The organism is Vibrio sp. Vb1574 (assembly GCF_033338675.1).
Genome location: NZ_JAWOTC010000002.1, coordinates 80,952 through 103,702, shown reverse-complemented (window position 1 = coordinate 103,702; position 22,751 = coordinate 80,952). Strand labels below are relative to the sequence as shown.

Annotated in this window: 21 protein-coding genes; 6 read left to right on the top strand and 15 right to left on the bottom strand. The window is 46.5% G+C overall.

Annotation, left to right across the window (positions count from 1 at the left end):
- The first annotated feature begins 43 nt into the window (after positions 1-43).
- Positions 44-1,705: an electron transfer flavoprotein-ubiquinone oxidoreductase gene (locus tag R7O12_RS02175; protein ID WP_318125585.1), complete on the top strand. Its 1,662-nt coding sequence runs from the start codon at positions 44-46 to the stop codon at positions 1,703-1,705.
- Between the two features lie 59 nt (positions 1,706-1,764).
- On the opposite strand, the gene R7O12_RS02170 is transcribed toward R7O12_RS02175, so the two are convergent.
- Complete coding sequence (locus R7O12_RS02170) at positions 1,765-2,649, bottom strand: LysR family transcriptional regulator (RefSeq protein ID WP_215810414.1); 885 nt, start codon at positions 2,647-2,649, stop codon at positions 1,765-1,767.
- Positions 2,650-2,766: 117 nt separating this feature from the next.
- Here R7O12_RS02170 and R7O12_RS02165 point away from each other — a divergent pair, with 117 nt between their 5' ends.
- Entirely contained in the window at positions 2,767-3,438 is a 672-nt protein-coding gene (locus R7O12_RS02165) for a type 1 glutamine amidotransferase domain-containing protein (RefSeq protein WP_213867781.1), read from the top strand.
- A gap of 84 nt (positions 3,439-3,522) precedes the next feature.
- On the opposite strand, the gene R7O12_RS02160 is transcribed toward R7O12_RS02165, so the two are convergent.
- On the bottom strand, positions 3,523-4,170 hold the full coding sequence (locus R7O12_RS02160; protein WP_170893283.1) for a glutathione S-transferase family protein: 648 nt from the start codon (positions 4,168-4,170) through the stop codon (positions 3,523-3,525).
- A 118-nt stretch (positions 4,171-4,288) separates the two neighbouring features.
- Between R7O12_RS02160 and R7O12_RS02155 the strand changes: the two genes are divergently transcribed.
- On the top strand, positions 4,289-5,119 hold the full coding sequence (locus tag R7O12_RS02155) for a LysR family transcriptional regulator (RefSeq protein ID WP_258635100.1): 831 nt from the start codon (positions 4,289-4,291) through the stop codon (positions 5,117-5,119).
- 9 nt (positions 5,120-5,128) lie between these two features.
- Here the strand turns inward: R7O12_RS02155 and R7O12_RS02150 are convergent, their stop codons facing one another.
- The 5 genes from R7O12_RS02150 to artP form a co-directional block, all read right to left on the bottom strand.
- Entirely contained in the window at positions 5,129-5,701 is a 573-nt protein-coding gene (locus R7O12_RS02150; RefSeq protein ID WP_318104393.1) for a protocatechuate 3,4-dioxygenase, read from the bottom strand.
- A gap of 138 nt (positions 5,702-5,839) precedes the next feature.
- A complete protein-coding gene (gene artM / locus R7O12_RS02145) occupies positions 5,840-6,508 on the bottom strand; it encodes an arginine ABC transporter permease ArtM (RefSeq protein WP_005388569.1) in 669 nt (222 codons plus the stop codon).
- Entirely contained in the window at positions 6,505-7,194 is a 690-nt protein-coding gene (gene artQ / locus R7O12_RS02140) for an arginine ABC transporter permease ArtQ (protein ID WP_042521067.1), read from the bottom strand. Before artQ ends, artM begins: the two co-directional genes overlap by 4 nt.
- A 1-nt stretch (position 7,195) precedes the next feature.
- A complete protein-coding gene (locus R7O12_RS02135) occupies positions 7,196-7,939 on the bottom strand; it encodes an arginine ABC transporter substrate-binding protein (protein ID WP_047100941.1) in 744 nt (247 codons plus the stop codon).
- 88 nt (positions 7,940-8,027) lie between these two features.
- Complete coding sequence (gene artP, locus R7O12_RS02130; protein ID WP_318104390.1) at positions 8,028-8,756, bottom strand: arginine ABC transporter ATP-binding protein ArtP; 729 nt, start codon at positions 8,754-8,756, stop codon at positions 8,028-8,030.
- A 427-nt stretch (positions 8,757-9,183) separates the two neighbouring features.
- Between artP and R7O12_RS02125 the strand changes: the two genes are divergently transcribed.
- Positions 9,184-11,418 (top strand): hypothetical protein, encoded by a 2,235-nt coding sequence (locus R7O12_RS02125; RefSeq protein WP_238970841.1) that lies wholly within the window; start codon positions 9,184-9,186, stop codon positions 11,416-11,418.
- Positions 11,419-11,559: 141 nt separating this feature from the next.
- Entirely contained in the window at positions 11,560-12,555 is a 996-nt protein-coding gene (locus tag R7O12_RS02120) for an ABC transporter substrate-binding protein (RefSeq protein ID WP_047100938.1), read from the top strand.
- Positions 12,556-12,637: 82 nt separating this feature from the next.
- On the opposite strand, the gene R7O12_RS02115 is transcribed toward R7O12_RS02120, so the two are convergent.
- The 7 genes from R7O12_RS02115 to R7O12_RS02085 form a co-directional block, all read right to left on the bottom strand.
- Positions 12,638-13,015, bottom strand: coding sequence for a nuclear transport factor 2 family protein (locus tag R7O12_RS02115; RefSeq protein ID WP_047101148.1), 378 nt, complete (start codon positions 13,013-13,015; stop codon positions 12,638-12,640).
- Positions 13,016-13,157: 142 nt separating this feature from the next.
- The gene (locus R7O12_RS02110; RefSeq protein WP_226083104.1) at positions 13,158-13,889 is read right to left on the bottom strand and encodes a DUF3726 domain-containing protein; all 732 of its coding nucleotides are present in this window, start codon (positions 13,887-13,889) and stop codon (positions 13,158-13,160) included.
- The gene (locus tag R7O12_RS02105) at positions 13,886-15,622 is read right to left on the bottom strand and encodes a hypothetical protein (RefSeq protein WP_047100935.1); all 1,737 of its coding nucleotides are present in this window, start codon (positions 15,620-15,622) and stop codon (positions 13,886-13,888) included. Before R7O12_RS02105 ends, R7O12_RS02110 begins: the two co-directional genes overlap by 4 nt.
- A gap of 101 nt (positions 15,623-15,723) precedes the next feature.
- The gene (locus R7O12_RS02100; protein WP_005375792.1) at positions 15,724-17,325 is read right to left on the bottom strand and encodes a BCCT family transporter; all 1,602 of its coding nucleotides are present in this window, start codon (positions 17,323-17,325) and stop codon (positions 15,724-15,726) included.
- Between the two features lie 109 nt (positions 17,326-17,434).
- Positions 17,435-18,424, bottom strand: a complete 990-nt coding sequence (locus R7O12_RS02095) for a membrane dipeptidase (RefSeq protein WP_085568961.1) — start codon at positions 18,422-18,424, stop codon at positions 17,435-17,437.
- A 69-nt stretch (positions 18,425-18,493) separates the two neighbouring features.
- A complete protein-coding gene (locus R7O12_RS02090) occupies positions 18,494-19,954 on the bottom strand; it encodes an aldehyde dehydrogenase family protein (RefSeq protein ID WP_085568960.1) in 1,461 nt (486 codons plus the stop codon).
- A gap of 73 nt (positions 19,955-20,027) precedes the next feature.
- Positions 20,028-20,426 carry a RidA family protein gene (locus R7O12_RS02085; RefSeq protein ID WP_318125583.1) on the bottom strand — a complete coding sequence of 133 codons (399 nt, stop codon included), beginning with the start codon at positions 20,424-20,426 and terminating at the stop codon, positions 20,028-20,030.
- 155 nt (positions 20,427-20,581) lie between these two features.
- Between R7O12_RS02085 and R7O12_RS02080 the strand changes: the two genes are divergently transcribed.
- Positions 20,582-21,472, top strand: a complete 891-nt coding sequence (locus R7O12_RS02080; protein WP_017821200.1) for a LysR family transcriptional regulator — start codon at positions 20,582-20,584, stop codon at positions 21,470-21,472.
- 80 nt (positions 21,473-21,552) lie between these two features.
- On the opposite strand, the gene R7O12_RS02075 is transcribed toward R7O12_RS02080, so the two are convergent.
- On the bottom strand, positions 21,553-22,659 hold the full coding sequence (locus R7O12_RS02075) for an NADH:flavin oxidoreductase (protein WP_318125581.1): 1,107 nt from the start codon (positions 22,657-22,659) through the stop codon (positions 21,553-21,555).
- Positions 22,660-22,751 lie beyond the last annotated feature (92 nt).

The window sequence follows — 22,751 nt, the reverse complement described above, 5'->3', positions numbered from 1 at the left end:
AAACCTGTCACGCAGATGACGATAATAGAAAGGAAGCATAAAGATGGAACGAGAATGCATGGAGTTTGATGTCGTGATCGTGGGGGCCGGACCTGCAGGCTTAAGCGCCGCTTGTCGGCTAGCTCAACTCAGCCAAGACAGTGAAGGTGACGCACTTTCAATTTGCGTTGTAGAAAAAGGCTCAGAAGTGGGCGCACATATTTTATCTGGCGCTGTTTTTGAAACTAGTGCCTTAGATGAGCTTTTCCCCAATTGGAAAGAAATGGACGCCCCGCTAGCAGCCTCGGTTCAACGAGATAATTTCCTTTATCTTACTACTGAACAAAACCATATTCGAGTTCCTCACATCCTTACACCGCGTCCAATGATAAATGGCGAGAATAATTACGTAATTAGCCTTGCCAACCTTTGCCGTTGGCTCGCTAACCAAGCAGAAAATCTTGGGGTGGAAGTTTTTCCGGGCTTTGCCGCTGCAAGCATCAATTATGATCAGACTGGCGCAGTGACAGGCATTAACACGAGCGATATGGGACTAGATAAGAACGGCCAGGCCAAACCTAACTTTGAACCAGGTATCGAGCTAAGGGCAAAATACACCCTTTTTGCTGAAGGTTGTCGCGGACATCTGGGTAAAGAACTTATTCAAAGGTTCGACCTAGACGCAGGAAAGCAACCACAGCACTACGCGCTTGGCCTAAAAGAGATATGGGAGTTACCCACTGACAGTAAGGATGTATCTGGCAGTGTTATCCACTCCGCTGGCTGGCCCTTGAGTGAAACAAATACCACAGGCGGCGGTTTTCTCTATCACATGGAGAACAACCAAATCGCCGTGGGGCTTATTGTCGACTTGAATTACAGCAATCCTTACTTGAGTCCGTTTGACGAATTTCAACGCTTTAAGCACCATCCTGCTATTGAACCACATTTGAAAGGTGCTCAGCGCATCGCTTACGGCGCAAGAGCCATTGCGAAAGGTGGGCTTTCCTCTCTGCCGAGACAGCAATTCCCTGGCGGTTTATTGATTGGTTGTGATGCGGGGACTTTGAACGTTGCTAAAATTAAAGGCAGCCACACAGCAATGAAATCCGGAATCATTGCAGCAGAAGCGGTACATACGGCCCGACAAACTGGAGCTTCTGAGCCAGACTACCAGTCGTTGTTTGAATCATCATGGTTGTATGACGAACTCGCCGAAACGCGTAACTTTGGTGCGAACATTCATAAGTTTGGCAGCATACTTGGCGGTGCTCTTTCGACTTTTGAACACAACCTGTGGCAACCACTGGTTAAGAAGCCGTTACCTTGGTCTATCAAGGACTATTCGCACGATCATGAGCAGTTAAAACCTAAACAAGAGTGCCACCCAATTGCATACCCAAAACCAGATGGTGAAATCAGTTTTGATAAGCCTTCGTCGGTATTTTTGTCGGGAACACAGCACGAAGAGAATCAACCTTGTCACCTTGTTCTGACTTACCCTCACATTCCAATTGATGTGAATTTAGGTATGTATGACGAACCGAGTCAGCACTATTGCCCCGCTGGGGTTTACGAAGTGGTGGAAGTGGACAATAAGTTGAAGTTTCAGATAAATGCCGCCAACTGCGTGCATTGCAAAACCTGTGACATCAAAGATCCTTCGCAAAACATCACGTGGAAAGCACCAGAAGGTGGCGGTGGACCGAGCTATCAAAACATGTAGATACGTTAGTATGTTGACGATCTAACAAATGGATAAACAAACCGATTGGCAGAGCCTCATTACTCCTGCCAATCGACAAAATGATCAAGCAAGAAGTCGATAGCCAATCGCGCTCGTAGTGGTAGAAAGTGACGATTCTGATAAACAATCCAGCTGCTGTTGCCACTTCCCCAATAGGGCTCTAGGATTGGCACCAAACGACCAGACGAAATAGCACCGTTGAAACTGCTCTTCGGTAAGTACGCCACACCTAATCCTTCTGCACAGGCTTGCAAGACCGTGTGTGCGTTATTGCTCTTCCATCTGCCCTGCACTTTTACGCCATCTAAAGGCTTGCCGTCTTTTTCAAACAACCAAACGTCCTTATTGGCAATAATGCAGCTATGACGCTTGAGTTGCTCGGGGTGCGTTGGCAAACCATGTTCATCGAGATAACGCTGACTGGCTGCCGCTGCCATGGGACGATCCACCAGCTTTCTCGCAACCAAGCCTGAATCACTCAACCTACCGTAACGAATGGCAAAATCGAAACCATCTTCAATAAAGTTGACCATGCTGGTGTTGAAGTTGATTTCTACCGTGAGATTAGGATGTTGCTTGGCAAACGCCATCAAGGCAGGCGCTACATGGTTTTCAGAAAACGCACCAGCGGCACTCACACGTAACGTACCACTCAGTTGAGTTTGCTGCGTGGTGAGCTGTTCATTGGCTTGCTGAAGCCCAATCACCAACTCTTTACACTGCTGATAATACGCTTGCCCTGCTTCCGTTAGACTCACCATTCTTGTCGAACGTGCTAACAAGGCGACACCTAATCGCTCTTCTAATCTTGTGACTTGACGACTGACATGACTGGTACTGCAACCTAACTGTTTTGCCGCTGCAGAAAACCCTAAGCTCTCAGCGACCGTAACAAACTCATTGATACCTTCAAAACTGTCCATACTTACCTTTGCTATATAGCAATAATGTTTTGCCAATTAATCATATTATCACTTATTTGTTTAGCAATTAGTATGAAGGTGTTCAACAAATATACGTAAGCCAAAAAGGAAACCATCATGAAGAAAGTACTCATCATTGTGACGAACCATGCGACCCTTGGTGAAACTGACCAAGCAAACGGAACTTACGCGCCAGAGCTCACTCATGCGCTTAGCGAACTACTAGATGCAGGCTTCGATTACGACATTGCCTCTATCAAAGGCGGGCAAGCACCACTGTACGGAACCGACATCGAAGGCGATGCAGTCAACGAGAAAATCTTAGCGGATGATGATTTCCAGAACCGCATCAACAACACGATTCCAGTATCACAAATCAACGGTGACAACTACGATGCGATCTTCTATCCGGGTGGCTTTGGTCTTCTTTCAGACCTAGCGAGCAACGAAGATTTTGCCAAGATTTCTGCAAAACACTATGAAGATGGCGGTATTGTTGCAGCAGTTTGTCACGGTCCGGGCGCTCTTCTCCCTATCACGCTTAGCAATGGCGAAAAGCTGCTTGCGTCTAAATCAGTAACAGGTTTCACTCGCGAAGAAGAGATCGACTTCGGCACCATCAACGATATCCCATTCCTATTGGAAGAATCTCTTGCACGCAGCGCAGCGCGCTACTCTAAAGTGCAACCATGGCAAGAGTTTGTAATTGTGGATGATCGTGTCATCACAGGTCAAAACCCAACGAGCGCACACGGCGTAGGCAGAGCGATTGTTGAACACCTAGCTTAAACGCGCCGGAAACGACAACCATCCTAGAAGAGGAAAGCGTGCTTTGTCATGCTTTCCCTTGCTACAGGCGATCGCAAGATGCGCTTATACTTCTTCCCCTGCCTCGTCCTCTTCTACGATATCCGTTTCTTGGCTCGCCTCTTCCAACCATTGCTGTAAAGATTCACTTGCTAGCACCTTCTGTTGGTAAGCTTTGGCACCTTCGGATAACTCGATACCGTAAGTTTGGAAACGCAATGCCACAGGTGCATACATAGCATCAGCTATCGACCATTCTCCAAATAGCCAACCGTTGGGATACAGCTTGGCTTGTTCTGCCCAAATAGCGTCAATGCGTGCAATATCTTTACGTGCACCATCCGTTAGAACGACTTTTCTGCGCGCGCGGATGTTCATTGGGAGTTCGTTTCTTAAATCAAAGAACCCCGAATGCATCTCTGAGGCAATGGCGCGTGCTTTAGCTCGTTCTACGGAGTTGCTTGGCCATGCTTTGCCTTGTAAGTATTGCTCGTTAACGTATTCCAAAATCGCTAATGAATCCCACACGGTTGCGTCACCATCCACCAAGGTAGGTACTTTCGCCGTTGGTGTAATACCTTCCAAGGTTTTGTAAAAATCTTCCGTGAATAATTTGAGCTTGGTGACTTTCACATCCAATTTGAATTGAGAAAAGATCAGCCATGCGCGAAGTGACCAGCTCGAGTAGTTTTGGTTAGCAATAAACAGTTTCATGACGCCTCCATGCGGTTCGTGTTTTGATTACTCATTCACAATATCTGATTGTATTTAAGGGGACTAACGGATAGTTTTGATGGAACACTTCAACAAAAACGATGGATGAGTTTTATATATGGATATCGATGCGTTACGCAGCTTTCTGGCTTTTGTCGAAACGGGAAGTTTCACTCGTGCAGCCAAGCAGATCAATCGCACCCAATCCGCGTTCAGTGCACAAATGCGTAAACTGGAAGACGAACTCAGTGTCAGTTTGTTTGAAAAAGAAGGTCGTAACCTCATACTGAGTGAAGCGGGGCTGGCACTGCGCTCTCACGCCGAGCAATTGGTCAGCTTGCACAATCAAGCGCTGAAACAAGTGAAACGTTATGAGAATAAGCGCCCTCTTCGCTTAGGTTGCCCTGAGGATTACAATGACAATATCTTGCCTAAAGTCATCCGCGTATTACAGCAATCTGAGCCCACATGTTCGATTCAAGTCTTTAGTGAGCCGAGCATCACCTTGAGAGAAAAACTTGATGAAGGAAAGCTAGACGCCGCTATTGTGACAAGAGCACCGGACAGTGAGGAAGGTTACTGGCTAGCAAGCGACAAAGGCGTGTGGATTGCTCATCCTGATTTTGACATCGAGCAAGCCCAACCTCTCCCTCTCGCCCTATTCCAAACCGACTGTAAATACCACGCGGCAGCGGTAGACGGATTAACCAAACGTGGCACTCCTTATCAACTACTGGCGTGTTGCAATACGGCCTCTGCACAACGAGCGATTGTACGTTCAAGCATGGCTATCGGTGCGATGGGCAGTATTAGCGTTAGCGAGGATCTTAAGATCTTAGACGATATGCCATCGCTGCCTTCCGTGGATATCGTGTTGGTCACGGGTGTCGAGCCTCATCCGATACTGGATAAAGAATGCTTGGCGCAATTGGTTGAGTTAATGGCTTAACTGGATTCGCTAACCAATCACAAAGTTAAATTCGCCCGTTAATCGCCCGTCGATTCGTATAGTTTCAAACTGCAGATAATCACGGGCTTTGCCTCCCCACCATTCATCGCCAGTATTGCCTTTCAAGTACAACTGAGTGGTCAGAAGTTCTTGATTATCTCGCAACAACTTAACGTGAATGTGCGGTGGGCGAGAAGCATAAGGTACAGGGTACAAGGTCTGAAACAAGTAGTGACCATCCGATTGAGTTAAAACTGCACCAAAGCCAGCAAAGTGCGCATCAAACTTATCGTTATTTGGTTGCTTAGGATGATCGTAAATCCCCTGCCCATCGCATTGCCAGATTTCTACTTTGATGCCTGAAACTGGGTTTCCCGATGTATCTACTACTCTGCCTTGCAACACGATAGGTTCACCGACCAAGCCTTCTGATTGCAGAATCAAGTTTTGACGAAGAGGAATATCCACTACTGGATAAAATGGCCCTTCTGTTTGTGCTGGCGTCGGCCGCATTGGTGTCGTCGCTTTTAAAGAGGGTGCGAACAACAATGTCCACAGCGCTAAAAAGTGTCTTCTTTCCATGGTGCCACCAATACAATTGCATTGAATTAAGTTTGGTGGAACTTGAGGGATTTGCCATAACGAATATAAAAAATGCCCCTGCAAGAGAGTCATTTGCAAAGGCACTGTGGAACGAGATGATGAGTGTTGATTGAAGGTTTATGCGGCTTCGAACGCCAATGCTTTCTTCTCTACCTGACGGAAAATAAGAGTTAGCACACCATTTACCGTTAAATAAAATGCGCCCGCAATACCAAATACCGTCAACGTATCGTAAGTTTGTGCGTTAATGCGCTGCGCGTAACCCATCAGATCCATGATCGTAATCGTGCTTGCTAGTGACGTGCCTTTGAAGACCAAAATCACTTCGTTCGAGTAAGCCGGAACCGCACGACGAATAGCGTATGGCAGCAGCACTTTTAGTGTTGCGGTTTTGTTCATACCTAATGCACGACACGCTTGCCATTGACCAGAAGGAATCGCGTTAAACGCTCCTTTGAACAACTGAGTGCTGTATGCAGCGGTATTGAGTGCTAGCGCTAACATCGCACAGAACCAAGGTTGGCTTAACCATGTCCAGAATACACTTTCTCTTACGGCATCAAACTGACCCGGACCGTAGTACACCAAGAAGATCTGTACCAGCAAAGGCGTACCTGTGAACAAGGTGATGATGCCACGACTTACCCAATGCAAACCCGGAGTACGTAGGATCAGAGTCAGCGTCATCATCAGAGCTAAAAGACAGCCCACAACCAAGGAAGCGGCGGTCAATTGGAGGCTAGTGCCTAAGCCATCCAGCATTTGCCAAACGTGTTGTTCGTTCATGCGGTCGCCTCCTGTCCCATGCTCATGCCTTGAATTGAGAACTTCTTATCAATCAGTTTGACGGCACGTTGTGTAATCAAAGTAATGCCTAGGTAAATCACCGCAGCGGTTGCGTACCATGTAAACGCTTCATGCGTCGCTGCAGATGTTAGCTGCGCTTGTTTCAACAAATCCGTTACGCCAATCAGTGATACAAGCGCGGTGTCTTTCAGCAGAACCAACCATTGGTTAGTTAAACCTGGTAGTGCGTGTCTTACTGCTTGTGGTAAAACAATGCGAACGAAAGCGTGTGCTTGACTGATGCCGAGTGCACTTGCTGCTTCTCTCTGCCCTCTTCCAACGGCTTTTAATGCGCCACGTAGAGTTTGAGAAGCGTAAGAAGCGAAGATCAATGACAACGCCACCACGCCAGACAAGAACGGGCTAACTTCAATAAAGTCGCCGGTGATTAAAAACAGAACCTGCGTCGAACCAAAATAGATGAACAACACGACAAGGATTTCTGGCAAGCCACGTACAATCGTCACAAACGCCGTCATTGGCCATTTAACGAAAACGCGGCGAGACATTTCACCACTGGCGAATACCACTGCCAGAATCAAACCGACTAAGAGGCTTGTGAAGGCTAGCTGGACAGTCATCCAACTAGCTTGAACAAGCGATAAAGAGTAACCCGTTAGTGCCATATTACTTACCGAAGTATTTGTTGTAGATTACGTCGTATTCGCCGTTTGCTTTCACTGTTTTCAGTGCTGTGTTCAGCTTGTTCACTAGCTCGTCGTTACCTTTATTTACTGCGATACCGAAACCGTTACCGAAGTATTTAGGGTTAGTGATGTGCTCACCCACGTAAGCTAGGTTGTCTTCTTTCTTGAACCATTCTGCTACGACTGCTGTGTCACCGAATACAGAATCAATACGGCCATTTTTCATATCGATGAACGCGTCTTGGTAGCTTGAGTAAGGAACCGCGGTTACGCCCGGCATTTGCTCAATCAGGTAGCTTTGGTGTGTTGAACCGTTTTGAACACCAACACGCTTACCTTCTAGTGCTTTTTGATCAGCCACTTTTTCTTTGATAGAAACAAACGCTGCTGAGTTGTCATAGTATGCATTCGTGAAATTCACTTGCTCCAAACGCGCCTCAGTAATGTCCATTGCAGAGATTGCCGCATCGTAGCGCTTGAATTTTAATGCTGGGATCAAGCTATCGAAAGATTGGTTGTGGAAGGTGCATTTTGCTTCGATTTCTTTACATAGTGCATTCGCCAGATCCACATCAAAACCTTGGATTTGGTTGTTTTCATCCATGTATTCGAATGGGGCGTACGTCGCTTCCATCGCAAATTTGATCTCTTCTTGTGCTGCTGCGTTTGCTGCCATAGTTGCAGAAGAAAGTCCGATTAGTGAAGCTAGTAGAATCTTTTTCATTGCAATACTCCGTGTGTACTTAGTGGGCTGACACTCGCAATGACAGCCGAGCTTATCTGTTAAATAGACTGAACTTTAAATACGTGATTTAGTGATTTAGGTAGTCAGCAAACTGGGCGGTTTGCGGGTTAGAAAACGAATCATTTGTGCCGTGCTCAACGATGTGTCCTTTTTCTAAATACAGTACGTGACTAGCGATTTTCTTGGCGAAATCCACTTCGTGCGTCACAACTACTTGTGTAATTCCGGTTTCGCTTAAATCTTTAATAATCTTAACGACTTGGTTAGTAATTTCCGGATCAAGCGCAGCGGTCGGTTCATCAAAAAGCAAGACTTCCGGTTTCATCATCAATGCACGAGCAATCGCCACACGTTGTTGCTGACCACCAGAAAGTTGCATCGGCCATGCATCCGCTTTGTCTGCCAAATGCAGCGTCGCAAGAATTTGCATTGCCTGCTTCTTCGCTTCTTCTTTATCCATGCCAGATACTTTTACCGGAGCCTCAATCAGGTTCTCCATCACTGTCATATGCGGCCATAGGTTGTACTGTTGGAACACCATGCCCACTTTACGACGAAGCGCTAAACCTTGCTTCTCTTTGATTTCAGTTGAAAAGTCGAATGCGTCATTAGCGATGTTTAACTGGCCGTTATCCGCTCCTTCAAGAAGGTTAAGAACACGTAGTAGAGAGCTCTTCCCTGCACCACTCGGACCGAGTAACACCAGTGTTTCGCCGCTTTCACACTTAAAGCTGACATCGTGAAGCACTTGTGTCTCACCGTAGGATTTATTGATTCCGCTTACCTGAATAGTCATGCTGACATACCGCATTAATTGTCACTTGGTATTTATATTACTCAACTGGACTTTTTATGCAATAAAAATGTATAAAAATTTAATTTGTTAATTTTTTGTATGATCAGCCACCACCAAGACAGAGTATCTGACTGGTTTGAAGAGTTAGTTTTAACTGAATTTGTTGAAGAAAAATCCAACAACATGGTGACGACCGAAACAAGGTTAAAATGGTGGTTATTTTTGTGCTGACGTGTAGAGGAAGTTTTGAGTCTATGAGGATGATCTATTCCAAGTACACCCGCTCATTTCTGCACAGCATCCCCTGTTAGTTTTCCTGTAAAGTCCTCTATGGCAGGGTCCTGATTACGACTTCGCGAATGGACTATAATTTCTCTTTGTATCTGACTCTTAATTTGAGTCATCTAAGTATTAATGGGATAACTCCATGTTGAAGTCGCATTGTTTTTCTCTCGTTACACTCATTTCTTTGAGCTTGCTTTCTGTACCCAACGTTTGGAGTAGAACAGCAATCGTGTTACCTGGATTGCATGAACAGGGTATTGATCTTCAAGATAAGCCTATATCTGCTGCCGCTGCACTTGAATGGGAGTTGGATAATGCCGATATCGTGTTTGGAGCTTACAAAGATAAGAGTGATAACGAGCGTGTAAAAGCGCTTGGTTACATGTACAACCAAAAGCTGGAACTTAACTCAGGTTGGCTGGAAAACGATATACGTAACCAAGCAGAACTGAATGGAATTGACTACGAAGATTTCTTTCTCCACTTTTCTGAAGACACTATCCTAGCTGAAGTCGACTCAAGCCATGGTGAAAATACCTTACTCAATCGAAAACCGATGATCGTTGGCTATACCGCCAGCGCTGACCACGCCGGCTTTTGGCTATATCAACCACCGCCATGGGATGCTGATGTATTTGGCCAGGCGAATAATGGTGGAGCCCTCTATGTCTATCACTCAGAGAAGTTCGACCGCTTAGCCTTTACGTTCTCTCAGTTTGCTCAAGGCGGCAGCTTCACGATTGAATACCCTTCTGCTATCGACTCGTTTGGTCGGGTAACAGAATGGAAACGCTTCGCGATTAAAAAAGACAAAACTGAGAACATGACTAAAAACCAAACAGTAAACTGGTCTATTCCTTCGGATTGGGTTCGCGCTACAACGCATGATGGTAGCGGAAAAACTTATGGTGGCGGTCAGTACTTTGGCTCCACCTTTTTACGCGACGGCGGCCGCCTTTACTTTGCGAAAATTACTTGGCATGACGGCAACATAGAAAACCGCCCACGTCTCGAAAACATTCAACTCAAAAATAGCTTCCCTGCCGTCAATATCTCAGGAGCACCAACGGAGACACCGGAAGGTCAAACCATTCAACGCTGGCGTAAAATTCGTGGCTTCGACAAATCTGCAGATCGAAACCAAGACAATTATCTTTCTTGGAATGAATACAAAAACCGTTCGAATAAGAATGCAACGGCCCGATTTCGTTGGGAGTCACGGGTTATTCCATTTGGTCGTATGTGGAATCAAACCTCTTCTTGGGCATTGACCAATCTCGGTAATCCCGTTTTTACCAATACAATGCGCCACTATTACCAAGCTGAATGGGCGAAACAAGGTTTAAATGGTGCGTACAACGACGATACGAATAAGTTACTCGGTGCAAATCAGTTCTACATATATTCCGGAGGCACAGTGGATGAACTTGGTTTGGTGGCGGGTAGCCAAGCTGCTGACGATGCTTACAAAGCGCAATTCTCGGCGTTCTTGAATAAACTGGCAACGCTGGATGAAGATGCGTTAATTGGCCTCAACATAGGTACGGCAAACTTATTCGGTCGTAATGGGCAAAACCACTTGGTTAACGCTGGCTCCTTGTACTTGCGCGAGCACTACCTTTTCCCTGCTACCGGCTTTAGTGGCTATGCTGGCTTGGCTAAATTTTGGGATAACTCTGCACTCGCCAAAGCGGGTCAGAAAGTGATTTATCAAGCGACCACGCGTTATGGTCGAGTTCAATACTTTGGCAACACTGAGGATAACTGGAAACAGGACCAATACTCTGCACTAGCGGTGTTCTACTTAAACTATCACCCTGAGCGCATTTACTTTAATCAGTGGAACAATGGCTACTTATATGGAAGTAATAACACAACAAGTGACAACTTCTGGAAGGCAGGCGTACCAAAGAATATTGCTTATCAACCTAGCTCCTTGCTTGCCGTTGATTTGGGAGAGCCTGCCAATCAAATACCAGAGGGATATCAGGCGACTCCGCTAATGATGTCCACCAGCACGCCCTATTCCGCCGATTACACGGTGATTGGAGATGCTTCTATGAGCAAAGTGGCTCACCCTGACTTGCCTAATGGCGCTATCGATTTGTTACCAACCCATACGTACTTTGCGTATCACTCAGACGATACGGTAGTGATGCATGGCCCTACAGAGATGGTGTTAGCCCGCGAATTCACCAAAGGCCGAGTGCTGTATCGGACTGATTTCTTTGGCAAAAATATCGATTACTTCTCCTCACCGAAGATAACTATCGCACTTCCAGAGCCTATGCGACCTGTAGATCAAGACGGTAACATCGGCGACTATGTTTCTCATATTGAGATTGGCGGCTACGAAGGAGTGTTCTTGCTGTATTAACTCCCTTTCAACACGCCTCACCAAACGCTTCATAAATCACCGTTTTTATGCTTAACGTCACTGAAAAAAACTTGTTCACTGAATCTTTATAAACCGATGTATATACTGAAGTAAATGACAACGACAAGGAAATTCAGTCACATGAAGACGACACCTTCAATGCTCTCTGTTCTGCTGCTATCAGCATTATCTACTCATGCAAATGCGGACGAATGCGGAAAAATAACCATCGCAGACATGAATTGGAATTCGGCCAGCTTAATGGCGCACATCGACCAATTTGTCTTAAATGAAGGCTACCAGTGCGATGCGGAATTGATCCCTGGTGATAGCGTTCCTACAGGCACCTCTATGATTGAAAAGGGACAGCCTGACGTTGCGCCAGAGTTATGGACAAACGGTATTAAAGAAGCACTTGATAAAGGGATTGCGGATAAACGCTTGCGCATCGCTAGTGAATCGCTTGTCAATGGTGGTGAAGAAGGGTTTTGGGTTCCCGCCTATCTGGTAAAACAGTATCCAGAACTCGCGACGATAGAAGGCGTCATCAAGCACGCCAAACTATTTGAACACCCAGAGGATGATGACAAGTTCGCGTTTTATAGCTGCCCTGCTGGTTGGACATGCCAAATCACCTCCGGTCACTTGTTTAATGCATTAGGGTTAAGTGAGCACGGCTTTGAGATGGTTGACCCAGGATCTGGCGCAGCATTAGCTGGCACCATCGCCAAAGCCTATGATCGCAAAATGCCTTGGTTTGGTTACTACTGGTCACCGACCCCCGTATTGGGCAAGTATGATATGGTCAAAGTGGATTTTGGTAGCGGAACAGATTTAGAAGAGTATCGCAACTGTACCACTCAGCCTGATTGCGCTTCACCAAAAGTAACAATGTACCCACCTTCTCCAGTTCGCACAGTAACAACTGAGGCGTTTGCGAGCAAAGAACCCCAAGCATTCGCGTACTTGCAGAAACGCGGATTTACCAACGAGCAAATGAGTGAAATGCTGGCCTGGATGGAAGATAACTACGCAGATGGTGAAGAAGCGATGTTTTACTTCTTTAATACCTACCCTGACTTATGGAAAGGTTGGGTATCTGAAGACGTAGCAATGAAGATCGAAAAAGCACTCTAGTGATTGACGTCTAACTCGTACCAAATAATTTAGCCTCCCATACCATTTGAATAAATAGTATTGGAGGCTAATCAACGATTCGTTAATACATGGTGTGACCATTCAATGTTTCTTTAGGAATCTCTTGCAGAGCGTCCCAATGTTCGACGATTTTCCCATTATGATCAAAACGAAAGAAATCCATCGTCACGTATTCAATATCATTAGGCCATGTTTGGTGAGTGTGTAGTGCCACCAAATTCCCCTCAGCAATGGCTCGCACAAACGTAATATTTTTATCGGGATACTCGTTTTGCATCCGCTCAAAATACTCGATAAAAGCCTCGGGGCCATTTCCAACTAATGGATTGTGCTGAATGTACTCATCACCTACGTAGTCTTCAACTGCCTTTCTTGGGTTACCTCTATAGGCGGTTTCGTAAAACGCAATGGCATTTCTTTTATTCTCTTGCAGATCCATTTTTCTTACCTGTGTTGCTCCATCTTGCGGATAACGGTAATCATAGTCTTTGAACTTCAGTAGTGACCAAACATCGCGCACAAAAAAGGCCGCTAAACAGCAGCCTTCATCACTTCTACTTGGAATCATCGCCTTTCATCGCTTAAACCACACCGCCAGCACCGAGCATAGAACGCTCACTGTTCTCCACCAGCAACGCGGTTGCGGTTTGTTTCAGTGTTTCCCATTCTTGGTCTTCGACAAAGATACCATTTTGCCAAGAAGCTTGTTGCGTGCGGCTTAACTCATCACCTTCAATGTGGGTGGTATACCCTTGTGCACTTTTCTCGATATCGAAATCGTTCACGGAGAGCTCGATAACCATACTATGCAAATCCGTATCATGCCCATCAAACTGATCCGAGAAAAAGACTTCTGGCGCGATTCGTCCACGGTTTAACACATAAAGCGTTCGCTTGGGACTAGAGCCATTGACCCATTGTGCACGGCACGCAATGCCTTTTGCAGAGAGCTTCAACAACTCACTAAAACCTAGCCAACGATTATGGCACTGAGTCAACGTGATAGTAATCGACTTACGGTTAATCATTTTCTCAAGTGCGAAATCCAACACGGCGGGTAAGTGGCACGCCACACTGCCATTGTGCAAATCCATCTCGATACTCGCTGACGTGCTGTTGGTCACCGATACGGCGCAGTCCGAATCTAACCCAAGAAACAGGCTGGCGTTATTAAAATGACGAACTCCATGTAAGCCAACCATTTGCAAGTCCGCCACCATGTTCGCAATGACATCCGCCTCACCACAGTGACGGCGCATGCCAAGAAATGCCTTATTAACCGCGGCCACCAATTCGTTGTGAGAGACGATCATAATGCAAATCCTCCGTTGATTTTTTGATTGTCACTTTGCGCAATTTCGTCACGCGGCGGCATGCTAGGGAAAATCCATGTGTCTGCCAGTTTAGGATCGTGAATTTCATCCAACAGCGGCGCGCCTTGGAAAAAAGTTACTCGAACCCAACGATCCGAGCGTGGATCAAATTTAGTCGCACCAAAGATCGCCAATTTACAACGCAGTAAGTGCATTGGTAACGCATCTTTACGCAGCACATTCATTTGAATATCCCCCATCGCACGGTTGCCTAGCGTCCATACGCGACGTGTGATCGAACGATAAGCCGGTTTTTGCAATAGAAACTCTGCTACGGACATTTCTACATCACAGTCAAGCAAGGCCTGGTACAAGCGATTCACTTGTCTGCCGATATCAAGCGGCAGTTCTTTTTCTTCTCCAGCCTCTTCCCCGCGAACACCAAGCCTTGGCTCTTCTTTGTCTTGTGAACGATACCAGAACCAATAATTGTTCTCGGCCAGTGAGTAATCCGCATCAATCGCCCAGCGGTATTTGTTTTGCAACACTTCCAGTAAGTCTTGGATCTTTTTCCCGCCCGGAATCGATAACGTTTCATCCGTATTCATTTGGCTAGCAAATTCGTCCACCAAAGATGGGTAGAGTTCGATCAAGCAAGAGGTGAGGATTTCTTGGGCTTCCACACTCATTGTTTTCTTATGCTCGACCAAACTCGCCCAGTTCGGATGTAATGCCATTAACGTTGTTAGCTCTGATAGCAGTTGTTTGATGTCTGATATCGCTTGATGATTGAGCCTGTCTTGATGTTCATTGATGGTGATGACTTGCTCTAAATGACGCTGTGCTTTTTGTAGTAATCCTTGCAAAGGAGCATGGAATGAAGCTTCACATGGCATCGCAAAGACTCGCGCTACCGCACGTTCGCGAGAGGTCATCCATTGGTCAACGATGCACGGGTGATTAATCAAGTATGGAGCCATGCCTAAGCCAGTCGCATTGCCGACACCAAGGTAGCGCTGCAAGCCACGATGCAAAGCCACCACGTTGTCGCCACCTTGTTGAAGTGCCAGATAGTGCACCCAATCTAGGCTGAATTCACGCAACATATATACGGCACACATTTGCGCACTAAAAGACTGGCTGAAATCTGAGTTGTTCTCTAACAGTTTGAAATCGGCGATACCAAACTTTCCGTTACCATAAACAGCTGTGGTACGCAGGATATAACCCACTTCCGCTAACTCTTTCGGCTCAGGCTGCTCGCCTTGAGAAAGCGCGCTAACAATGTGCTCAAACACGCGCACACTTTTGTTTGCGCGAGCAAGAACAAGTACGTTGTTTGGATTACGTCCCGCTTCTTGCAGCGGTACATTTTCTCGCAATCTTTCCAACAAAGTAACATCAACATCGCCTTGAACCAGTGCAAATGTGACGTCCCACTTTTCAGCAATTACGCGATCATTACGCTCGTCGTCGGCAATTTCATCACAGAATACCACCAAATGATAAACGTGCTCTGGCGTGGTCAATTTGTAAATCACATGACCATAACCACGAGGACAAAGCTGCCACTCATGCTTGGTTACTTGCCAGTTTTGGCTTGCCATATTACGAATCAGACTGCGAACAAAGCTGATTCGGTTTTGGTGCATTGCGCCAAGCCTTTCGGCTGCCATGACAATCGCTGCATCGCGCATAGTTGCTTCCGTATAAGTAGAACGATGTGCATCCATTTTGCTCACCACCTATTTGTTATTGTAAGAATACTAGGGTTTGTGCGGATGCAGGAGGAAAACACCCGCACAAGCTCCACGTTGTTTGAATTAGATAATTGTTATAGCCCTTGCTCTTTCGCCATTTTGATTGCGATTTGCGGCGCATTCCAAAGTGACGGTAACAGAATCAACGAAACCGGAACCGCGGTAATCACAATGAAAGATTGCAGTGCAGAGATGCCACCAGAGCCAAGAGAAATCAGGATTAGTGCCGTCACACCCATCATTACGCCCCAGAAGGTACGGATGATCGCATTCGGCTCCGTTTCACCACTGATCACGACACTGATTGTGTAGGTCATTGAGTCGCCCGTCGTGACGATGAAGATCGTGGTTAAAATCAGAAATAGAATTGAAGTCAGCATTGGCATTGGTAGTTGCTGAGTCACTGCAAGCAAAGCACCTGGCAAGTTAAAGCCCTCAAACGCCGCACTCACGCTACCCGGTTCAGCAATTTCAAACGCAAGGCCTGAGCCGCCCACAATCGTGAACCAAAAACAGGTGGTTAACGGAGCCACAATACTGATGGTGGAAATAACTTGGCGAATAGTGCGACCACGGGAAATACGCGCAATAAAGATTGCCATCATCGGACCATAACCCAGGAACCAGCCCCAGAAAAATACTGTCCACCAACTTAGCCAACCTTCGTCACCGCGATAGGTCGCCATTGGGATAAAGTTATCCAACATGCTTCCTACACCTTGAATGTATCCGTTAAAGATAAAATTTGTCGGACCAAAAAACAGGATGTAAACCATCAATGCCATTGCCAGAATCACGTTGTAACGACTAAGCAGTTGCATGCCTCGGCTTAATCCACTGAGTGCTGACAAGGTGTAAAGCGCAATCGCAAACAAGATGATGATAAGCTGAGTGGTAAAGCCATCAGGAATATCAAACAGCGCATTTAACGCGTAGCTAACCTGCAAGCCTAAAAACCCAATTGGTCCGATGGTGCCCGCGGCTACCGCGATAATGCAGCACGCGTCAATCAATGCACCGAGTTGGCCTTTAAGTGCTCGTTCGCCCAAAACTGGGTAAAGCAAAATACGGGGTTTTAGTGGTAAACCTTTGTCGTAATGCAGGTGCATCACCACGATGGAAGTTAAGCTACCTACAATCGCCCAAGCCAGAAAGCCCCAGTGCATAAAGGATTGCGACAACGCATTCACCGCACCTTGCTGCGGGTTATCTTGCGCGCCGTACAAAGGGGGTGGGCTAACGTAATGCGCGATAGGCTCAGCCGCGGCCCAGAAAACACCACCACCAGCCAATAAGGTACAGAAAATAATCGCCATCCAGCGGAAAGAATCCATTTCTGGTTTTGCAATCCCGCCCAACATCACCTTGCCTGTTCGCCCTGCAGCCAAGCCAAGACCAATAAGAAAAGTGAGAAGCAGCAGTAACTGCCAGTATGGACCAAACACCTGAACTGCCCAGCTAAAACCGGCGTTAACGATCGTAGATAACAGCTCGCCGTCATAAAGTGCAATAGCAACGAACAACGCGATGAAACCACCGCTATACCAAAAGGCCGGGTTATTCAGTCCTAATTTGTCCATCGTGTTTTCTGTTGTTGATGTGTTGTGTTTTACTTTTGACTTGCCCGATGACACGCTCATCGTGGAAGCTTTCATGCTATTGGTTAAATCAGACATACTCTGGCTCCAGAGGTTCTTTGCAGCAGCCAAAGACTGGCTACAAATGTGAGTTTTACGCCTGCCGTATTGTTATTATGTGGGCAGGCGGTTCCTACTTTGGGGAATGCTATGAAAGAGGCTCTAATCCTTCTTTAAGGAAGTTGAACCAGTTTTCACCCAATATTTTTCCAGCCTCAGATTCACTGAATCCGTGACCCATTAATCCGTTGTAGATGTTCTCCATCCCTGCGCTGCCGCAGAACCATGGCAGCGCATCTGGCCATCCCGAGTTACTTGCTGAACCTTCGCCGTAATCCATCGCTTTTGACCAACGCCCGTTGCGCATCCATTCCAATACTTGTTGCGGTTGGTTTAAGCACAGATCACTACCGATGCCTAAATGGTCGACGCCAAACATGTCTGCGGTTTTCGCAACCATCTGGCAGAAATCATCCAGCGTGCACTGGCTGCCATTTGGTAAATGGAACGGATATAAACTGAATCCAATCAAACCACCGCGCTCCGTCAGTGCTTTGATCACGGTGTTGGACTTGTTGCGCAGTGCGTCATGCGCAAACGTCGGGTTAGCATGGCTGATACAAATTGGACGCGAAGAAAGATCGATGGCTTCCAACGTCGAACGCTCTGCACTGTGGGACATATCAATGATCATCCCGACTCGGTTCATCTCTTCAATCGCTTGCTTACCAAAGCGAGTTACGCCGGAATCGTTTTGTTCGTAACAACCTGTCGCCAGTAAGCTTTGGTTGTTGTAGGTCAGTTGCATGATCAGCAGACCTTGGCGGCGCATCACTTCAATCAGACCAATTTCATCATCGATAGGTGAGCAATTTTGCGCGCCGAAGAAGATGCCGACTTTGCCTTCTGCTTTGGCTTTTTCTACATCTGCCATTGAATAAATAGGCATGATGAGGTCCGCATTTTGCTCGAAGCGCAAGTTCCATTCAGCAAAACGCGTTAAGGTTTCGCGCGCAGTTTCGTGGTAGACGATGGTGGCATGAACGGCGGTAATGCCACTCGCCTTAAGCGTTTGGAAATACTCTCGATCCCAATTGCAGTACTGCAATCCGTCAATCACAATCCGTTGTTGGTACATAACCACTCCTTAAACAATTTCTTAGCCTTTCAGTGCGGGTAACTGACACCATCAGCTACCCTGCTGTTCTTAGTAAGGACGCTGATAAGCGGTTTTCACTACGGTGTAGAACTCTTTGGCGTACTGACCTTGCTCACGAGGACCAAAGCTAGATTCTTTACGGCCACCAAATGGAACGTGATAATCTGTACCCGCAGTTGGCAAGTTAACCATGACGCAGCCCGTTTGGACTTGCTGTTTGAAGATCGCGCTATTACGCAAGCTTTGCGTGATAATGCCGCCTGTCAGGCCAAAGCGCGTATCGTTCGCGACTGCAATTGCCTCATCCAGATCAGAAACGCGAATCACGCTTGCCATTGGTGCAAAGACTTCTTCTTGGTTCACTTCCCAGCTGTTTTGTGTGTTCAAGAACAGGGTTGGTGACATGTAGTAACCGTCATGCTCTAGGCTCAGACGCTCACCACCGAAAGCCAACTCCGCGCCTGCTTGGCGTGCGTTTTCGATCCACTCAAAGTTCGCATTCAGCTGGTTACCATCAACCACAGGGCCCATGAACACGCCCTCTTCCAGTGCGTGACCCACTTTAAGTTCGCTCATGCGTTTGATTAGCGCTTCAACATACGCGTCGTGAATTCCGTCCATAACCACAAGACGAGAAGACGCGGTACATTTTTGACCTGCACCCGAGAATGAGCCTGCGATTGTCGCTTCGACAGCAATTTGAATGTCTGCATCATCTGCCACTACGAGCGCGTTTTTGCTGCCCATCTCTAGCTGACAACGTACAAAGTTTGGTGCCGTAGCCGCTGCAACTTTACGGCCTGTGTCCACAGAACCAGTGAAGCTCACGCCGTTCACATCCTTCGAATTGATAAGGGTATTACCTACTTGCGAACCGCTACCCAAAACGAGGTTAAACGTGCCAGCAGGTAAACCTTGGCGATGGATAATCTCTGTCAGCGCGACGGCACTTGCTGGGGTTAGGTTGGCAGGCTTCCAGACGACGCTGTTGCCAAACGCAAGTGCTGGCGCGATTTTCCAAGCAGCTGTTGCTGTTGGAAAGTTCCAAGGAGAGATAATGGCGATAACGCCGACGGCTTCACGAGTAACTTCAACGGAGACACCTGGACGGACGGAAGCAGCGTTATCGCCAATTTGACGCAGAACCTCAGCAGCAAAGTATTGGAAGAATTGGCCAGCACGGTAAATCTCACCTCGACCTTCAGCAAATGGCTTACCTTCTTCACGCGAAAGCAAGGTTCCCAATTCGTCACATCGTGCAATGAGCTCATCACCAATCGCTTGCAGCACTGCTTGTTTGCGCTCGATTGGTGTTTTTTCCCACTCTGGCTGCGCTGATTTAGCCGCTTGAATCGCTTGCTCTACTTGCGACACACTCGCTTGTGAGAAATCGCCAATGTTTTCGCTGATATCAGAAGGGTTAATATTGGCGATGGTGTCCATGCCCGATTGCCACTCACCCGCTATATAGAGGGATTTTTCTGCTTGAACATTGTTAATAAAAGTCATGGTTCTTTCCTTGTTCTTCCGATTTGTGATGGCAAGCCACCCACTCACTGATCTCTAATTGTTCTTATTGGATTTATTCTGGTTGGCTTGCCGACGCGTAGACGACAAACTCCACCAACATCTCTTCTCGTGCTAACCCTGCAACCACCATGGCGGCGCGATTTGGGTACGGCGCTTCAAAATATTCCGCGTACACTTGGTTAACGGTCTTTAAGTATTCTCTGTCAGTCACATAAATCAGGACCTGCAACACCGAGTCCAAAGACTCCCCGGCACACTCCAGGGTGTGAATGAGATTGTTAAAGGTTTGACGTGTTTGTGCTTCGATACCGCCTTCCACAACCGCGCCTGTGTCATCAATAGGAATTTGAGCCGTATACAGAGTTCCGTTGTTGACTATCGCCCATTCAAGCGGCGCTTTAGAAGAAAATAGACTGGTTTTAACTGGGTGTTTTTTAGTAGGAGTATTCACGTGCCTTTCAACCTTTGTAACAGCTTTGTTTCAATATGGTTAAATGATGCACATTGACAGGCGATAAATCTAACGGTAAATTTTTGACATTTGATAAATTAAACTTATCACTCTATTTAAAATAACGTAAATAAAGGGATTAAGAGGCATTAGGGATGAGTATTAAGCTTCAACAATTAATGCATTTTGTGATGGTAGTCGAGGAAGGAGGCTTTCGAGCCGCTTCACATCGTGCAAATCGTTCTCAGGCGGCACTGTCCACATCGATAAAAGAGCTTGAAAAAATTCTAGGGCAAACGCTGTTTGAACCCGGAAACAAAACCAAATTGACCCCGTTTGGTGAAATTTGTCTGCCCAAAGTGGTTCAGTTTCTCAATATCTACAGTGCACTAGACAACGATCTCAAAGCAGCCGCTGCCGGACAGCAAGGGAGAGTGCGAATTGCGAGCGTTCCTTCTGTTGCAGCAAAGCTCATTCCTAGCGTGTTGGGCGCCTTTTGCGAACAGTATCCAAATGTAGAAGTAAGCTTGATAGACGATAATGCTGCTGGTGTCGAGGCTCGCCTACTCTCCGGTGAGGTCGACTTAGCGCTCGGTAACCCCTCTCACCTCGATGAGGGCGGCATTGACTTTACGCCGCTGTTAGCTGATCCAATAGGCGTGGTGTGTTTAAAGGACAACCCTATTGCGAGTCATCCAGAAGGAGTCGAGTGGCAAACTTTGTTGGAACAACCCTTTATCCGTAACGGCACTTGTACACTTCTCGATCCAACCCCAGCAAGAGCTCTGAGTCAGCAAGCGCTCTATTCGGTCGAAAATATTACTTCGCTGTTTTCTGTCTTAGAACTTGGGATTGGTGTCACGACCCTACCGAAGCTTGCTTTCCCAACCAATGAAACACGCTTGGTTTGGATTCCGCTTATCGATCCACCACTTGAAAGGCAAATTGGTATATTTACGTTAACCGATCGCACGATCTCGCCTCAAGCTAAAGCATTTCACGATCTTTGTGTGCATTATTTAAACTATCAAAAAGAAGATAAATAATGGTTCGATTAACATGCGGATAATTAAAAGCCTCCATATTCAGAGTGGAGGCTAATTTGTATTTGTGTAGTCGCTTCGTTTTATTTTTTGCGACGATTTCGGTTCTTATACACCACGCAAAAGTTACCACGCTTGGTACAACACTTTGAGCAACGTTCGCAATCTACTGGTGCGCGATTGCCTTCTTTCCAACGTTTGATCAACTGTGGCTCAGCCAATAAAGGGCGTGACACAGCAAAAAATTGGATATCTGTGTTTTCTGCAATTTTCTCAATCGCATCAATGTCGCTCAGCCCGCCGACAGTAATCACCGGTATGCTAACGTCCTGACTGATCACGTGACCATATTCGTGAAAGTAACCTTCTTCTTGTAGTGTGTAACCATCGAACGTTTGACCAACAAGTTCGTTTGCTTTGCCGTGAACATTGCCAGATACGATGATCGCATCAACGCCTACTTCTTCAAGTTTCTTACAGACGACGCGAGTTTCATCGAACGTTAAACCGCCGTCAAAGAACTCTGTTGCCGTCAGTTTAACGAGGATGGGAAATTCGCTTCCAACCAGCTTTCTGGTTTCAGAATAAATTTCTAAAAGAAAGCGCATGCGATTTTCTAAGTCACCACCATATTCGTCTTCGCGACGATTATAGTACGGGCTTAAAAACTGGTTAATTAAATAAGTGTGCGCCGCATGAATCTCTACGCCGTCAAAACCAGCGTCTTGAGCACGTTTACTCGCCAATGCGAATGCCTTTACGATGTAGTCTATTTCGTCCTTTGTCATCGCTTTGCCTTGCGTATTTGTACCACGCTCAGGCACGTCACTCGGAGCGAAGATGACACGCTCACCGACGTTATGGGTGGTTTTGGTGCCACCGTAAGCAATTTGCATCACGATTTTAGAATCTTGTTGATGTACTAGCTCTGTTAGCTTTTTGTATTCTTCAATAAAAGAGTCGTTGTAGATCCCCATCATACCTGCGTTGGGTTTCTCTTCTTCAACGATATTGGCATAACCCGTAACAATAAGCCCAACTTCCCCTTTCGCAAGCGTTTCGTAAATATCGTAAAGCTTTACCGTCATGTGACCATCTTCGGTCGCCATGTTCTCCCACGTTGCGCTTCTCACAAAACGGTTCTTTAGGGTCATGTTGCCAATTCGGGCTTCGGAAAACAAAATGCTCAAAACCAGTCCTCTTAAAGTTGTCTTTATGTTTTATCTTTTCGCAAGTAAACAAGATCGAAAAAGGAACAGCGATACACGATGTATGGCTGTTC

Excerpts from the sequence above, each read along its gene's own strand:
- R7O12_RS02125 (WP_238970841.1), top strand. The coding sequence starts at position 9,184 with ATGTTGAAGTCGCATTGTTTTTCTCTCGTTACACTCATTTCTTTGAGC.
- R7O12_RS02160 (WP_170893283.1), bottom strand. The coding sequence starts at position 4,170 with ATGAAACTGTTTATTGCTAACCAAAACTACTCGAGCTGGTCACTTCGC.
- R7O12_RS02100 (WP_005375792.1), bottom strand. The coding sequence starts at position 17,325 with ATGTCTGATTTAACCAATAGCATGAAAGCTTCCACGATGAGCGTGTCA.
- artP (WP_318104390.1), bottom strand. The coding sequence starts at position 8,756 with ATGACTATTCAGGTAAGCGGAATCAATAAATCCTACGGTGAGACACAA.
- artM (WP_005388569.1), bottom strand. The coding sequence starts at position 6,508 with ATGAACGAACAACACGTTTGGCAAATGCTGGATGGCTTAGGCACTAGC.
- R7O12_RS02095 (WP_085568961.1), bottom strand. The coding sequence starts at position 18,424 with ATGTACCAACAACGGATTGTGATTGACGGATTGCAGTACTGCAATTGG.
- R7O12_RS02170 (WP_215810414.1), bottom strand. The coding sequence starts at position 2,649 with ATGGACAGTTTTGAAGGTATCAATGAGTTTGTTACGGTCGCTGAGAGC.
- R7O12_RS02135 (WP_047100941.1), bottom strand. The coding sequence starts at position 7,939 with ATGAAAAAGATTCTACTAGCTTCACTAATCGGACTTTCTTCTGCAACT.
- R7O12_RS02080 (WP_017821200.1), top strand. The coding sequence starts at position 20,582 with ATGAGTATTAAGCTTCAACAATTAATGCATTTTGTGATGGTAGTCGAG.
- R7O12_RS02090 (WP_085568960.1), bottom strand. The coding sequence starts at position 19,954 with ATGACTTTTATTAACAATGTTCAAGCAGAAAAATCCCTCTATATAGCG.
- artQ (WP_042521067.1), bottom strand. The coding sequence starts at position 7,194 with ATGGCACTAACGGGTTACTCTTTATCGCTTGTTCAAGCTAGTTGGATG.
- R7O12_RS02110 (WP_226083104.1), bottom strand. The coding sequence starts at position 13,889 with ATGATCGTCTCTCACAACGAATTGGTGGCCGCGGTTAATAAGGCATTT.
- R7O12_RS02150 (WP_318104393.1), bottom strand. The coding sequence starts at position 5,701 with ATGGAAAGAAGACACTTTTTAGCGCTGTGGACATTGTTGTTCGCACCC.
- R7O12_RS02155 (WP_258635100.1), top strand. The coding sequence starts at position 4,289 with ATGGATATCGATGCGTTACGCAGCTTTCTGGCTTTTGTCGAAACGGGA.
- R7O12_RS02105 (WP_047100935.1), bottom strand. The coding sequence starts at position 15,622 with ATGGATGCACATCGTTCTACTTATACGGAAGCAACTATGCGCGATGCA.
- R7O12_RS02115 (WP_047101148.1), bottom strand. The coding sequence starts at position 13,015 with ATGGATCTGCAAGAGAATAAAAGAAATGCCATTGCGTTTTACGAAACC.
- R7O12_RS02120 (WP_047100938.1), top strand. The coding sequence starts at position 11,560 with ATGAAGACGACACCTTCAATGCTCTCTGTTCTGCTGCTATCAGCATTA.
- R7O12_RS02175 (WP_318125585.1), top strand. The coding sequence starts at position 44 with ATGGAACGAGAATGCATGGAGTTTGATGTCGTGATCGTGGGGGCCGGA.
- R7O12_RS02165 (WP_213867781.1), top strand. The coding sequence starts at position 2,767 with ATGAAGAAAGTACTCATCATTGTGACGAACCATGCGACCCTTGGTGAA.